This is a genomic window from Paracoccus nototheniae, assembly GCF_004335005.1.
Classification (GTDB): domain Bacteria; phylum Pseudomonadota; class Alphaproteobacteria; order Rhodobacterales; family Rhodobacteraceae; genus Paracoccus; species Paracoccus nototheniae.
The window spans coordinates 1-14,158 of sequence record NZ_RQRT01000083.1 but is presented as its reverse complement, the minus strand read 5'-3'; the positions used below and the strand labels follow the sequence as shown (position 1 = coordinate 14,158).

The following is a 14,158-nucleotide window of genomic DNA, read 5'->3' as shown; positions in this document are numbered from 1 at the left end:
TCATGTTCGGCAGGCTCAAGGATTGGAGGCGCGTGGCAACGCGATATGACAGATGTCCGAAGATCTTCCTCTCGGCCATCGCCCTCGCAGCAACCGTCATCTATTGGTTATGAATCCTGACCCTAGCGCGCGTCGCTGTCATCCTCGAACAGCAGCTTCAGCGGCGCGGCGCGCGGCGCCACCGGCGTCTTGACGACGATATAGCTGAAATATTTCGCCAGCCCGATATTGGCCTGCTGCAACGCCTCCATCATGTCCTGATAATGGGGCAGTTCGGCGACGACGACCTTGACCAGATAATCGAAGCCGCCGCTGACCAGATGGCATTCGACGATCTCGGGGCGCTTGCGGATCGCGGCCTCGAACAGCTGGAAATTCGCGGCGCGATGTTCGGTCAGGGTGATTTCCAGAAAGATCGTCAGGACCGGCCCCAGCCTGGCCAGATCCAGCTGGGCGGCATAGCCGGTGACATAGCCCGCCTTTTGCAGCCGCTTGACCCGCAACAGGCAGGGCGAGGGCGACAGCCCCACCGCATCCGCCAGCTCTGCATTGCTGATGCGTCCGCGTTCCTGCAGCACGACAAGGATGTTCATGTCGATGCGGTCAAGCTTTGGGCGAACCATCGCGTCTGTCCTGTCTGTCAAAAGCGCGGCGATCATCCGCGATGGCCGGGCGGATGGCCAGCCGCAATCAGACCGCCGGTTTCATTTAAGCCGGGTCGGGGTTGAAAACGCCTGTCAGCGCAACCCCTCGGCGGGCAGGATATCGTCTGGCAACCGGTCCAGCCAGCCGGTGTCCAGCTGCGGCTGCGACGCCGCCAGCAGCCGTGTATAAGGGTGGCGCGCGGCCGAGGTCATGTCGCAGCCGTCGAAATGATCGACCACCGCGCCATGCTGCATGACCATCACCTGATCGCAGATCGACCGTACCGTGGCCAAATCATGGCTGATGAACACATAGGACACGCCCAGATCGCGCTGCAGATCGCCCAACAGCTCCAGCACCGCCGCCGCCACGACCGTATCCAGCGCCGAGGTGATCTCGTCGCACAGGATCACCTGCGGGTTCGCGGCCAGCGCGCGGGCGAAATTGACGCGCTGTTTCTGGCCGCCCGACAGTTCGGACGGCAGGCGCGTGGCCACCGATGCCGGCAGGCGCACCATGTCCAGCAGGTCGCGCACCCGGGCCTGCCGGGCCTTGCGGTCCATGCCGTGAAACCAGACCAGCGGCCTTTCCAGAATCCCGGCCACCGAAACGGCAGGGTTCAGCGCGGTATCGGCCATCTGAAAGACGATCTGCATGCGGCGCAGATCCTCTTTGCGGCGCTGGCCAAGGGCGGGCTGCAATTCGCGCCCCTCAAGGATCACGCCGCCCGATCGCAGCGGCAACAGCCCCGCCAGACAGCGCGCCAGCGTGCTTTTGCCGCTGCCCGATTCCCCGATCACCCCAAGGCTTTGCCCCTTGGGCAGGCGAAAGCTGACATTGCGGATGGCGGGCCGGAACTCGGCCCCCGCGCCATAGCCCGCGACCAGATTGACGGCCTCCAGCACCGGGGCGCGGTGCCGGTCGGCGTCAGTGACGGCGGGCACGGGCGTCGCGGGACGGCGCGGCGCGGGTTCAAAGGCCGCCAGCAATTCGCGCGTATAGGGATGGGTGGGGCGATGCAGGATATCGTCGACGCTGCCCTCTTCCTGCAATTCGCCGTTTTTCAGCACCGCGATGCGGTCGGCGATCTGGGCCACCACGGCCAGGTCGTGGCTGACATAGATGCCGGTCATGCCCTTGTCGCGGATCACCCGCTTGAAGGCGCGCAGCACGCCGATCTGGGTGGTCACGTCCAGCGCGGTGGTGGGTTCGTCAAAGATCACGATCTGCGGATCGGCGATGATCGCCATCGCCGCCGCCAGCCGCTGCAACTGCCCGCCCGAGACCTGATGCGGATACCGCGAACCGATCCGTTGCGGATCGGGCAGGCCCAGTTCGCCAAACAGCGCGACCGCCTTGGCATCGGCGGCGGCGCGGGGCATGACGCGGTGGATCAGTGCGATCTCGGTCACCTGTTCCATGATGCGGCGGGCCGGGTTGAAGGCAGCGGCGGCGCTTTGCGCGACATAGGCGATGCGCATGCCCCGCAGCCGGTTGCGTTCGGCGTCCGACATGGCCGACAGATCCTGCCCCCCGATCAGGATGCGCCCGCCGCTTGGGTGACAACCCTTGCGGAAATAGCCCATCATCGACAGCGACAGCGTCGTCTTGCCAGACCCCGATTCCCCGATCAGGGCCAGAACCTGACCCCTGGCGACGCGCAGGCTGATGTCATGGACCAGCTGCAGGCTGCGACCGCTATCGGTCGTGGCCGCGATGGAACAGCGCTCCAGCACGATAGGGTCGGGGCCTTGGCCGGGCGCGGAATGAACGGCATCGGTCATTGCGGTTCCCTGTCCTTGATGCGGGTGGGCAGGCTGTCGATCAGCAGATTGATGGACAGCGTCAGGCTGACGATGGCGATGGACGGGACGATGACGGCGGGCGCCAGATAGGACAGGCCCATCATGTTCTCGCGCACGAGGCCGCCCCAATCGGCCTGCGGGGGCTGCACGCCCAGACCCAGAAAGCTAAGCCCGCTCATCATCAGGACGGATTTGACGAAGATCAGGCCCTGATCGGCCAGCAGCGGGGCCATGATGCCGGGCAGGATCTCGGCCCGGATCAGATAGACCGACCCCTCGCCCCGGGCGCGGGCGGCGGTGACGAAATCCATCGCCTGCACATCCAGCGCCAGCGCCCGGGCAAAGCGATAGCAGCTGGGACCAAAGGTGATCGCGATGACCCCGATCAGCATCGGGATGGACGACCCGCCCGCCGCCACCAGAACCAGCGCCAGCAGCAGCTGCGGAATGCCCACGAAAGCGTCCAGAAACCGGCTGAGCACCGCGTCGAACCAGCCCCCGATCACCGCCGCCAGCATCCCAAGCGTGATCCCCGGCACCGCCGCCAGCACCGTGCCCGCCAGCGAGATGCCGATGGTCAGCCGCGCGCCGTAAATGACCCGGGAATAGATGTCGCGGCCCAGATAATCGGTGCCCAGCCATGTGGTGGCGGTCATCGGGCCGAAGAATTCGTAATCCACGATCTCGCCGGTGGGATAGCGCACCAGCAGGGGCGCCAGCATCGCGACCACCACCCAGAAGGCGATGACCGCGATGCACAGCGCCGCAAGGGGGGACACGGTCCAGCCGTGACGACGAAAAAGCGCAAGGGATGTCACTGTTTTCTCAGCCTCGGGTTCGAGAGGATCGCGGTCACATCGGCAAAGACGATCAGCACCAGATAAAAGGCGCAGAAGATCATCGCGCAGATCTGCACCAGCGGCATGTCGCGGCTGGCCACCGCATCGACCATCAGCTTGGCCAGACCCGGATAGTTGAAGACCGCCTCGATGATGATCACCCCGCCAAGCAGCGATGACAGGCTGAGCGCGATGGCATTCACGATCGGCGGCACCGTGTTGGGCAGCGCGTGGCGCAGCACGATCCGGCGGTTCGACGCGCCCTTCAGCCGGGCATTTTCCACATAGGAACTGCGCAGGATCTCGATCACCGAGGCGCGGGTGATGCGGATGATCTGCGAACAGTTCGACAGGACCAGCACGGTGACCGGCAGCACGAAGGCGCGGAACAGATCGACCATCGATCCCCCCTGCGAGGTGAAGGACAGCGCCGGCAGCCAGCCCAGCCAGACGGCAAAGATCATCACCATCGCATTGGCCAGCACGAATTCCGGCACGCCGACCAGCGTCAGCGCGCCCGCCGACACGATCCGGTCAAAGATCCTGCCCTGCCACAGCGCCGCCAGCACCCCAAGCGTGATCGACAGCGGAATGGTGATCGCCATGGTGATGCCCGCCAGGATCAGCGAATTGGGCAGCCGTTCCGCGACCATATGCGCGATGGGCTGGTTGGCGACAAAGGACATGCCCAGATCGCCCCGCAGGATGCCGCCCAGCCAGTCCAGATAGCGCATGACCGGCGATCCATCCAGGCCCAGTGCCTCGCGCAGGGCGGCGGCGGCCTCGGGGGTGACGGCCTGTCCCAGCAGGTTTTCCGCCATGTCCGACGGCAGCAGCGCCGAGACGGCAAAGACCGCGACCGACACGAACAGCAGCGTCGCCAGCGACACCGCCCCGCGCTGCAAAAGAAGTTTGACGGCAAGCTGCGTCACGGATCGCTCCTGTCGGTTCGGGTTGCCGGTCGGGGCTTGCCCGGCACGGGGGCCGGGCAAGCGGATCGCAGGGTCAGGATTGCAGCCAGACGGTTTCCGAAAAACCAAAGCCCTGCAGCATGCCCATGGCATGCGGGGTAATGCCCTGCACCTTGTCGGTCATCGCATCGGCGCTGAACAGATAGGCGGGGATGATGGTCGCCGCCTCGGACGCGACCATGCCCTGCATCGCGCCATAGATCTCGGCCCGGCGCGCATCGTCCAGCGTGGCGCGGGCTTCGGTGGCCAGCTTGTCAAAGGCCTCGCTTTTGTAATCGCTTTCGTTCCATTTCGCGTCCGAGGTGTACAGCAGCGAAAAGAACGTGTCGGGCGTCGGGCGGGCGTTGATATTGCCGAAATGGATCGGCGCCTTCAGCCAATATGCCGACCAGTAACCATCCGAGGGCACCCGCTGCACGTCGAAATTCACCCCGACATTCGCTGCATCCGCCTGAATGATCGAGGCCATGTCGATCGAGAATTTGGCCGCCTCGGACGCCACGATCGGGATGCGCGTGCCGCCCAGTCCAGCCCGGTCGAAATGATGTTTCGCGCGGTCGGGATCAAAGGCCGGGGCGGCGATCTGATCGTTGAAATAATGGCTGCTGCGCTGGATCGGCTGGTCGTTGTGGATCGCGCCAAAGCCGCGCAGGACGGCCTTGTCGATGGTCTCGCGGTTGATGATATGTTTCATGCCCGCGACGAAATCGGCGTTCGAGGCCGGGTCCATCGACATGCGCAGGTTCAGGTTGGTGTAATTGCTGTCGGGCGTCATCATGACGGTCATGCCGCCGCGCGTGTCCAGAAGCCGGGTCGAGGCGCTGTCCATCGTCGTCGCGATCTGCACATCGCCCGACATCAGCGCATTGGTGCGCGCGCCGGTATCGGGGATGCCGAACAGCTCGATCGAATCGACAAAGCCGCCCTGACGCCAGTAATCGGGATTGCGCCGCGCGACGGACCGGATGCCCGGCTCGAACAGCTCGCAGGTAAAGGCGCCGGTGCCGTTGGCGGTCGAGAAATCCGTGGTCCCGTCCGCGATGATCGAGAAATGGTGCAGGCCCAGGATCGCGCGCAGATCGGCATTGGGCCGGTCCAGAACGATGCGCACCGTCAGGTCGTCGATCTTGGTGATCTCGGACATCTGGGCGGCAAAGACATTGGCCTGCGAACCCAGTTCGGGATCCTTGTGGCGGGTCAGCGAAAAGACCACGTCATCGGCATTCAGCGTCTTGCCGTTGTGAAAGGCGATGTCGGGGCGCAGGGTGATCGTCCAGGTCTGGGCGTCATCGCTGTCGATGGACTGGGCCAGTTCCATCTGCGGGCTCAGCTGGTGATCCAGCCAGACCAGCTTGTTATAGAACATGTTCAGCCGCAGGAAATCCGCCTGCTGCGCGGCGCGCGCCGGATCCAGCGTGTCCCCGGTCGAGGTGGCGTTGATCGCCACCCGGATCGCGCCGCCGGTCTGCGGGGTCTGCGCATGGGCGCGGCTTGCCCCAAGCGCCAGAGGCCCCGCCACAGCCACCGCCATCCCCGAGGCCGCGAACATGCGCAGCAGGTCGCGCCGGGTGGCGCCCCGGCGCAGGGCATCCTCGACGCGGTCATTGTCGGTACGGGTCCAGCCGCGGGGCCGGTCGCTGGTGTTGGTCATGATGATGTTCCCTGATGGTGGTGGGGTGGCCGGTTTCCGGTCCTTGGTTGTTGCCGTCAGTGTGACGCGGGGTCGCATTGGATTTGGGGCGATTTTGGCCGCCCCGATGGAATAATCTGCCGTTCGCCCGCCCCTTTTCGGGCCATTCCGGTGGGTTTTGCCCCGATCGCCCGGAAACCGGCCCCGCAGGGCGCGGCAGAATATTGCACGGGGCGCGTGCGATCCCGCATCTGCTGCCGCCGGGGTCGCCTGAAAAGCGCCCGCGCCCCTGCCCGGCCCTGCGACAATGACAGGGCAGACAAGGGGGCGGGCCCGTCGCCCCGGACGGGCGCGGTGCGCGTCTTTTTCATCCCGACAGCAAGCACGGACCGGACATGACCACGACCGACCTGACGACGACCGCCTTCACCTCCGCCCATATTCCCGCCGCAACCCGCCTGTCGCAGGCCGAACACTGGCCCCACCGGCCACAGGACTGGGCCTTCAACCTGTCCGTCTCGCGCGGGGTGGTGGCGCTGAACGGCGAACGGCTGGTGGGCACGGCGCTGTGTTCGCTGCTGGGCGAGGTGGCCACGATCAATCTGGTGATCGTCGATGCCTCGATGCGGGGGCGCGGTCTGGGCCGCCGCCTGATGACCGAGGCGATGGCGCTGGCTGGCCCGCGCGAGACGCGGCTGGTCGCCACCAGCGACGGGCTGCCCCTGTATGAAAAGCTGGGCTTCGTGGCCTGTGGCCGCATTCTGCAGCATCAGGGCATCGCCCGCGCCGCCGCCCCGTCGCAGCCGGTGACCGAAGGGGCGCTGGACGATCTGCTGGCGCTGGACCGTCAGGCGACCGGCATGGACCGGGCCGCGCTGCTGCGCGCTATCGCACAGGACGGCCAGATCCTGCAGACAGCGGGCGGCATCGCCACGCTGCGGCCCTTTGGTCGGGGCCATGTGCTGGGCCCGGTGCTGGCGCAGACGCCAGAGGCCGCCGCCGCGCTGATCGCTGCCGCCGCAAGCCGGCTGGAAGGGCAATTCCTGCGCATCGATCTGCCCGAGGATGCGGGGCTGGACGGTCTGGCGCGTGATCTGGGGCTGACCCATGCCGGGGGCGGCATTCCCATGCGGCTGAACCCCCGCCCCGCCAGCGCCGCCAGCCCCTGGCGGATCTTTGCGCTGATGTCGCAGGCCTTGGGCTGACGCGACAAGGCCCCGGTCGGATGCCGGGGCCAGTCTGCAACTCGGCCAGCCTGCAAACGGGCCAGCCTGCAAACGGGCCAGCCTGCAAACGAGACCGACTTCAAACGGATCGGTCTGCAAACGGCACTGCCTGCACCTCGGTCAGCCCACAACCGGGGCGGTTACATGCCCGCCACCTTGGCGCGCCCGCGATGCAGCCGCGCCAGCTCCAGCCCGGCCGAGGGGATGGTGGATGTCCGTCCCATGACCAGATCGGCGGCCAGACGCCCGGCCCCCGGCCCGGTGCCAAAGCCCTGGCCGGAAAAGCCGCTGGCCAGCACCAGCCCCTCGGGTCCGGGGGCGGCGTCGATCACCGGCAGCCCGTCGGGCGTGCTGTCGATAAAGCCCGACCACGCCGCCTGCACCGGCAGTGTCGTCAGCTGCGGCACGAAGCGCCGCGCCTGATCCAGAATGCGCGCGACGGTGTCGGCATCGGGGCGCGGGTCCAGAATGCGGTGACGCTCCATCGGGGTGGGCTTGTCCATCGCCCAGTGCCGCAGCGTCTCCTGTCCGCTGAACATCGCGCGCAGATCGCCTGCCGACAGCACGTCGCGCCGCGCCAGGAACATCGGCAGGAACCGCCAGGCATAGCGCAGGCTTTGCGGCGTCGGATCGACCCGGGCCAGTTGCGACACGGCCAGCGTCAGCGCCCCATCGGCGCGGCGGGTCAGCGTCGCCTCTTTGCTGTGAAAGGCGTCCGGCACATCGGGGGCGCCGGGCATCAGCGACAGGGCGCTGGCCCGGATCGTCGCCTGCGGAAAGGAAATCCCCAGCTGCCGGCAAAAGGACGAGGTCCAGGCCCCGCCCGCCACGACCACCGCCTGCGTGCGGATCGTGCCGCTTTCGGTGACGACCGAGGCGATGCGCCCGGCCTCGGTCTCGATCCCGCGGGCGGCGCAGAACTGATGCACGCTGCCACCGGCCGCCATCACCGCGCGGGCGATCCGAGGCGCGGCGCTGGCGGTGTCGGCGATGCCGTCGGTCGGCGCCCAGACCCCGCCGCGCCAGCGCTTGCCGGTCACCCCGCCGCGATCCGAGGCCGCATCCGCGCCCAGCATCTGCGTTTCCACCCCCGCCGCGCGACCGAAATCGCACCACTTGGCCCACCCCTCCAGCTCGGCCTCGTCATCCGAGACATAGACCAGACCGCAGCGGCGAAAGCCCAGATCCTCGCCCGTGTCCGCCATGATCTGTTCCCACAGGGTCAGGCTGGCCGTGGCCATGCCCAGCAGCCGGGCGTCGCGGTTCTGCTGGCGGCACCAGCCCCAGTTGCGGCTGGATTGTTCGGCCCCGATGCGGCCCTTTTCGATCAGCGCGACCGACAGCCCGGCCTGCCGCAGAAACCATGCGGTGCAGACGCCGACGATGCCGCCGCCGATCACCACGACATCGGCGGTCGCGGGCGGCTCGGGGGTCGAGGCGATGGTCATCAGGGGCGCGGGCATCGAATTCTCCTGTCATGCCGGGGCAGTCTAGCGGGGGGCCTGCGCCATCCCTGCGGATTTCGCCCCGGCGGCGACAGATCCTGCCGTTTCGGCCCCGGTTCGCGGCGCGATTGGCCCAAGGTCTACCAGCCCGAAAAGCGCGGCAGAATGTCGGTGACCTGCGGGGACGCGCCCTCGACCAGATGATAGCGGTCGTGCTGGGCCGCTGTGGCGCAGGCGTGGTTGGGCAGGATGCGCAGCCGGTCGCCGATCTTCAGATCGGGCAGCGCCGCCGCCGATCCCGGGCGCAGGGCCAGAATGCCATGTTCCTGATTGGCCGCGATCATCATCAGATCGTCCAGCAATGCGCCATCCGGCCCGCAGACCAGCCCATAGCCCTGATCGACCGCCTGCGCCGCCGTCCCCCTGTCGCGCGACATCGCCATCCAGCCCGCATCGGTGATGATCCAGCCCTTGTCGGGCCGGTGCCCGATCACCGTCGTCAAGACCGACAGCGCGATGTCATCGGTATCGCAGACCCCGATCCCCGCCATGACCAGATCGAAAAAGACATAGACCCCGGCACGCAGTTCGGTCACGCCGGTCAGATCCCGGGCCGCATGCGCGGTGGGGGTCGATCCGACGCTGACCACCGGACAGGGCAGCCCGGCGGCGCGCAGGATGCCCGCCGCCCGCACCACCGCATCGCGCTCCAGCAGGGCCGCCTCGGCCTGCGCCGCCCGGCCCCGCGCGCCATAGCTTTCGCCAGCATGGGTCAACACCCCGCGCAGCGTCGCGCCCTGCATCAGCGCCGTGCCGATGGCCACCAGCGTCGCGGCATCATCGGGGCGCAGCCCGCTGCGATGCCCGTCGCAATCGATCTCGATCAGGGCCGGAATGACCACGCCGCCATCGCGCGAGGCCTGTGCCACCGCCTGCGCCTGTTCGACCGAATCCAGCAGCACGGTGATCCGCCCGCCCTGCCCGATCAGATCGATGACCGCAGGCAGCTTGGCGGGCGAGATGCCCACCGCATAGACCAGATCGGTGATCCCGGCGGCCACGAACTGCCGCGCCTCTTTCAGGGTCGACACGGTCGCGGGGCCCTCTGGTCCCTGCAGCGCCAGCCGCGCGATGGGCGCCGATTTCACGGTCTTGAGATGCGGGCGCAGGGTCACGCCCAGATCCGCCGCGCGACCGGCCAGACGCGCGATGTTGCGGTCCATCCGCTGGCGGTCCAGCACAAGGCAGGGGGTCTCCAGCTGGTGCAGGGTGGCGGGTTGGGCATCGGGGGCGGTCATGGCAATCTCCCTTGGAACGGTGCCCCCTGAATGTCGCGGCACGGGGCGCATGGCAAGCCTGTCCGTCTGTTGGCGGCGTAAAGATCAACTTAATGCAAAACCCCTTGATCATTCAGTTCTGGCGCCGGTAAGATGCCCCCCGGCCCGTCGTCAGACTGGCAGAGCGGTGCGGCAGATCCTGCCGTTTCACCCGCCCCATCCGGAAGATCCGACCATGACGCAGACCCATATCGAACAGTTCTATATCGACGGCGCATGGTGCCCGGCCACGGGCACCGCGCGGGCCGAGGTGATCGACCCGGCCACCGAAATGCCCGCAGGCAGCGTGGCCCTGGGCGAGGCGGCCGATGTCGACCGGGCGGTCGCTGCGGCGCGCGCCGCGTTCCAGGGGTTCTCGCAGAGTTCGGCCGACAGCCGGATGGCGCTGCTGGCCCGCATCTCGGCCCTGATGTCGGAACGGGCCGGGGAACTGGCGCAGGCGGTGACGCGGGAAATGGGCTCGGCCATCGGGTTTTCGCGCGACCGTCAGGTGCCTGCGGGCATCGCCCATGTCGATTGCGCCATCGCCGCGATGCGCGATTTCCCGTTCCAGACCGCGCAGGGCAGCACGGCCATCCTGCGCGAACCGATCGGCGTCTGCGGGCTGATCACGCCGTGGAACTGGCCGGTCTATCAGATCACCGCCAAGCTGGCCCCGGCGCTGGCCGCCGGCTGCACCGTGGTCCTGAAACCAAGCGAGCTGTCGCCCTTCAGCGCGCAGCTGCTGGCGCAGATCATCCATGATGCGGGGGTGCCGCCGGGTGTCTTCAACATGGTCTTTGGTCTGGGCGAGGTGGTGGGCACCGCCCTGTCGCGCCATGCCGATGTGGACATGATCTCGATCACCGGATCAACCCGGGCGGGCATCGCGGTGGCCCGCGACGCGGCCCTGACGGTCAAGCGCGTCACGCAGGAACTGGGCGGCAAATCCCCCAATATCCTGCTGCCCGATGCCGATTTTGCCGCAGCCGTGCCGCCCGGCGTGCTGGCGGGCTTTCGCAATGTCGGCCAGTCCTGCAGCGCGCCGACCCGCATGCTGGTCCCCGCCGACCGGCTGGCCGAGGTCGAGGCGCGGGTCATCGACACCGTCGCCCGCCTGAAGACCGGCGATCCGACCCTGCCCGACACCGATCTGGGCCCGGTCGCCAACCGCCGCCAGTTCGACCGCGTGCAGATGATGATCGGACAGGGTCTGGCCGAGGGCGCGCGCCCGATCTGCGGCGGACCGGGCCGCCCCGACGGTCTGACGCGCGGCTTTTACTGCCGCCCGACGGTCTTTTCCGATGTGAAAACCACGATGACCATCGCGCAGGAGGAAATCTTTGGCCCGGTCCTGTGCCTGATCCCCTACGCTTCCGAGGATGAGGCGATCAGCATCGCCAATGACACCGTCTATGGCCTTGGCGCGCATGTGCAATCGACCGACCGCGACCATGCCCGCGCGGTGGCGCGCCGGATCCGGGCGGGTCAGGTGCATCTGAACTATCCGGCCTGGGACGGAATGGCGCCCTTTGGCGGCTATAAACAGTCGGGGAATGGCCGCGAATACGGCGCCTTCGGGCTGGCCGAATTCACCGAGGTCAAGGCCGTTCCGGGCTGGGACTGACGCCCCAGTCCTGCCGCCAAGGCGCTGGTTTCAGGCGCTGGCGCAGCAGGGTCAGCATCGCCTCGGCCCGTTTGCTGCGGGTCCGGCGCGGGTGCAGCAGGGCCGTGACATCCGCGTCGGGCAACGACCATTCGGGCAGCACCCGCAGCAGGCGGCCTTGTGCCAGCGCCTCGGCGACGTCCCATTCCGACCGGATGCCGATCCCCGCCCCGGACAGGATCCAGTCGCGCATCACCTCGCCATCATTCGTGGTCATCGCCGGATCGATCCGCAGCGTCTGAACCTGCGTCCCGCGGGTGAACCGCCACAGGGTGACATCCTCGTCATTCTCGCGCAGCGCAAGGCCGCGATGGGCGGCCAGATCGCCGGGCGATGCGGGGGCCGGGTGGTTTTTCAGATAGCCGGGCGCGGCACAAAGCAGCCGCCGGTTCGGCGCCAGCACACTCGCCAGCCGGCCCGGTGCGGCCAGATCGCCGATATGGATGACGATGTCCCAGCTGTCGTCCATCAGCCGCGCCGGGCGGTCCGACAGATGCAGCGTCACCGTCGCCGCGCCGTGCAGCCGCGCGAATTCCTGCACCACGGGCGCGACATGGCCCCGCCCGAACCCATGCGGGGCCGCGATCCGCAGATGGCCGCGCACCTCGTGGCTGCGCGCGCTCAGCAGATCCGCGACCCGGTCGACCGAGGCGACGATGGCCCGCCCCTCGTGCAGCATCAGCTCTCCCTCGTGGGTCAGGCGGATGCCGGTGGTGCTGCGTTCGACCAGCTGCACGCCGGTGCGATCCTCCAGCGCCTTCAGCCGTTGGGTGACCGCGGGGGCGGTGACGTTCAGCTGTCGCGCCGCATCCGCCAGCGACCGTGACGACGCGACCGCGCAGAAGAACCGGAAATCTTCCGAGGACAGCATGGACGCCTCTCTGCCGGGGCCGGGCGGATGCGATGCCCCCTGGCCGTCATAAGCGATGGCCCATGCGGGCTCCAGACCAAAGGCTGCGGGGTTATTTTCGGGCAAGGCGCGGATCGTAAGTGAATTTTAAGCTCTTGCTGGCACTTCTCAAGGGCGACCGGTCGGGCACGGGCCCGAATCGACAACCCGGCCACCCCGCTGACAGGAGCGTTCAGGATGACCCATGACATCAAGCTGCCCCCCTGCTGCACCCTGGTGCAGGCCGATGCGCTGGCACAGGATCTGCGCGCGGCGCTGGCCCTGCCGGGCGACGATCTGCATATCGACGCCCGCGATGTGGAAGAGGCCGATGTCAGCCTGCTGCAACTGCTGATCGCCGCAAGGCACAGCGGCGAGGCGACCGGAACGGCTCTGCGCTTCACGATGTCCCCGACCGTGGTCGATCTTGCCCGACGCGCCGGGCTGCAGGCAGGCGATGCAGGCCTGTCGCTGCCCCCTTGATCCCGCCGCCGCCCGCTTTCGGCGGCCTTTCGCACCCCTTCGATCCCGCCTTTCGCATCCCCATCCGGGGATGCGGCCCCACACCGATGTCCCAAGACCATCAAGGAAACTGCAATGGCTCACCCGATCCTATGCGTGGATGATTCCGCGAGTATCCGGCAAATGGTCACCTTCGCGCTGCAATCCGCCGGATATTCCGCCAGCACGGCGGTCGATGGGGCCGATGCGCTGACCAAGCTGACCGGCGGCCCCTTGTCGCTGATCATCACCGATCTGAACATGCCCAACATGGACGGGATCACGATGATCCGGAACGTGCGCACCCTGCCCGCCTATGCCGGGGTGCCCATCGTCATGCTGACCACCGAATCCGACGAGACGAAAAAACAAGAGGGGCGGTCGGCGGGCGCGACGGGCTGGCTGGTCAAACCCTTCGATCAGGCCCGCCTGCTGGCCGTCGTCGCCAAGCTGGTCGGGCCGGCCTGACCGGCACGCCCGATCCACCCCCGTCACCTCCGACCCGAAAGAGAGGGTTTCATGACCCAGCCAGATGCCAACCAGACCTTTCTTGCCGAGGCCCGCGATCTGCTTGAGCAGCTGGAGGGCGCGCTGCTTGACCTTGAAACGCGGCCCGACGACCAGACCCTGATCAACACCACCTTTCGCGCGCTGCACACGCTGAAAGGCTCGGGCGGGATGTTCGGCCCCCCTGACATGGCGGCCTTTGCCCATCATCTGGAGGATGCGTTCGAAACCGTGCGTCAGGGCAGCGTCGCGCTGACCCCCGAATTCGTGGGGGTGCTGCTGCGCGCCGCCGAACAGCTGCGCCGCCTGCTGTTCGAACCCGCAGGCGATCACGGCGCGGAAAGCGGCCGCATGGTCGCGGCGCTTGAGGCGCTGACCGGCAAGACCGGCAGCGGCCCGGCAACCCCTGCGGCGCAGGCCCGGACCCCGGCCTCCGCGCCGGACAAGACCCGCAGCTTTGCCATCGATCTGCGCCTGCCGCCGAATGCGCTGCTCTGCGGAACCAACCCACTGGCGCTGCTGGACGAGCTGCGCGGCCTTGGGACGGTGGCGCTGATCCCGCAGCCCAATTCCGTGCCGCCCCTGGCTGATCTGCGCCCGACGGATCTGTCGCTGACCTGGCACATCGAACTGATCACCCCCGCCGGGCGCGACGCGATCGAAGATGTGTTCATCTTCGTCGACGACCCCGGCGCCGTGACCATCACCGAAAGCCGGA

General features: G+C 67.7%; 13 protein-coding genes and 1 pseudogene. 6 read left to right on the top strand and 8 right to left on the bottom strand.

The features are described from left to right. Positions 1 to 113, top strand: a pseudogene (locus EG885_RS19590) (IS5/IS1182 family transposase); the annotation flags it as partial. A 9-nt stretch (positions 114 to 122) separates the two neighbouring features. Here EG885_RS19590 and EG885_RS19585 read toward each other — a convergent pair. The 5 genes from EG885_RS19585 to EG885_RS19565 all read right to left on the bottom strand — a co-directional run bounded on the left by EG885_RS19585 (position 123) and on the right by EG885_RS19565 (position 5,911). Next, the gene (locus EG885_RS19585; protein ID WP_131578002.1) at positions 123 to 623 is read right to left on the bottom strand and encodes an Lrp/AsnC family transcriptional regulator; all 501 of its coding nucleotides are present in this window, start codon (positions 621 to 623) and stop codon (positions 123 to 125) included. 114 nt (positions 624 to 737) lie between these two features. Then, on the bottom strand, positions 738 to 2,429 hold the full coding sequence (locus tag EG885_RS19580; RefSeq protein WP_131578000.1) for an ABC transporter ATP-binding protein: 1,692 nt from the start codon (positions 2,427 to 2,429) through the stop codon (positions 738 to 740). Beyond that, the gene (locus tag EG885_RS19575) at positions 2,426 to 3,229 is read right to left on the bottom strand and encodes an ABC transporter permease (protein WP_242679759.1); all 804 of its coding nucleotides are present in this window, start codon (positions 3,227 to 3,229) and stop codon (positions 2,426 to 2,428) included. The genes EG885_RS19580 and EG885_RS19575 overlap by 4 nt, the downstream gene beginning before the upstream one ends. A gap of 35 nt (positions 3,230 to 3,264) precedes the next feature. Beyond that, positions 3,265 to 4,221 carry an ABC transporter permease gene (locus EG885_RS19570; protein ID WP_131577997.1) on the bottom strand — a complete coding sequence of 319 codons (957 nt, stop codon included), beginning with the start codon at positions 4,219 to 4,221 and terminating at the stop codon, positions 3,265 to 3,267. Between the two features lie 73 nt (positions 4,222 to 4,294). After that, positions 4,295 to 5,911, bottom strand: coding sequence for an ABC transporter substrate-binding protein (locus EG885_RS19565; RefSeq protein ID WP_131577994.1), 1,617 nt, complete (start codon positions 5,909 to 5,911; stop codon positions 4,295 to 4,297). A gap of 374 nt (positions 5,912 to 6,285) precedes the next feature. Between EG885_RS19565 and EG885_RS19560 the strand changes: the two genes are divergently transcribed. Then, positions 6,286 to 7,095 (top strand): GNAT family N-acetyltransferase, encoded by an 810-nt coding sequence (locus EG885_RS19560; RefSeq protein ID WP_131577991.1) that lies wholly within the window; start codon positions 6,286 to 6,288, stop codon positions 7,093 to 7,095. Between the two features lie 161 nt (positions 7,096 to 7,256). Here the strand turns inward: EG885_RS19560 and EG885_RS19555 are convergent, their stop codons facing one another. Together EG885_RS19555 and EG885_RS19550 are read right to left on the bottom strand one after the other, a co-directional pair. After that, positions 7,257 to 8,579, bottom strand: coding sequence for an NAD(P)/FAD-dependent oxidoreductase (locus EG885_RS19555; protein ID WP_131577987.1), 1,323 nt, complete (start codon positions 8,577 to 8,579; stop codon positions 7,257 to 7,259). Positions 8,580 to 8,701: 122 nt separating this feature from the next. Continuing rightward, positions 8,702 to 9,859 (bottom strand): DSD1 family PLP-dependent enzyme, encoded by a 1,158-nt coding sequence (locus EG885_RS19550; RefSeq protein ID WP_165571223.1) that lies wholly within the window; start codon positions 9,857 to 9,859, stop codon positions 8,702 to 8,704. Between the two features lie 214 nt (positions 9,860 to 10,073). Here EG885_RS19550 and EG885_RS19545 point away from each other — a divergent pair, with 214 nt between their 5' ends. Then, entirely contained in the window at positions 10,074 to 11,504 is a 1,431-nt protein-coding gene (locus EG885_RS19545) for an aldehyde dehydrogenase family protein (protein ID WP_131577984.1), read from the top strand. Here the strand turns inward: EG885_RS19545 and EG885_RS19540 are convergent. After that, positions 11,479 to 12,414 (bottom strand): LysR family transcriptional regulator, encoded by a 936-nt coding sequence (locus EG885_RS19540; protein ID WP_131577981.1) that lies wholly within the window; start codon positions 12,412 to 12,414, stop codon positions 11,479 to 11,481. The two genes, EG885_RS19545 and EG885_RS19540, sit on opposite strands and share 26 nt — an antisense overlap. A 216-nt stretch (positions 12,415 to 12,630) precedes the next feature. Here EG885_RS19540 and EG885_RS19535 point away from each other — a divergent pair, with 216 nt between their 5' ends. The 3 genes from EG885_RS19535 to EG885_RS19525 all read left to right on the top strand — a co-directional run. Further along, a complete protein-coding gene (locus EG885_RS19535) occupies positions 12,631 to 12,915 on the top strand; it encodes an STAS domain-containing protein (protein WP_131577978.1) in 285 nt (94 codons plus the stop codon). 114 nt (positions 12,916 to 13,029) lie between these two features. After that, entirely contained in the window at positions 13,030 to 13,401 is a 372-nt protein-coding gene (locus EG885_RS19530; RefSeq protein ID WP_131577975.1) for a response regulator, read from the top strand. Positions 13,402 to 13,452: 51 nt separating this feature from the next. After that, positions 13,453 to 14,158 (top strand): Hpt domain-containing protein (locus EG885_RS19525; protein ID WP_207392342.1); only part of this gene is annotated, 706 nt, incomplete at its 3' end.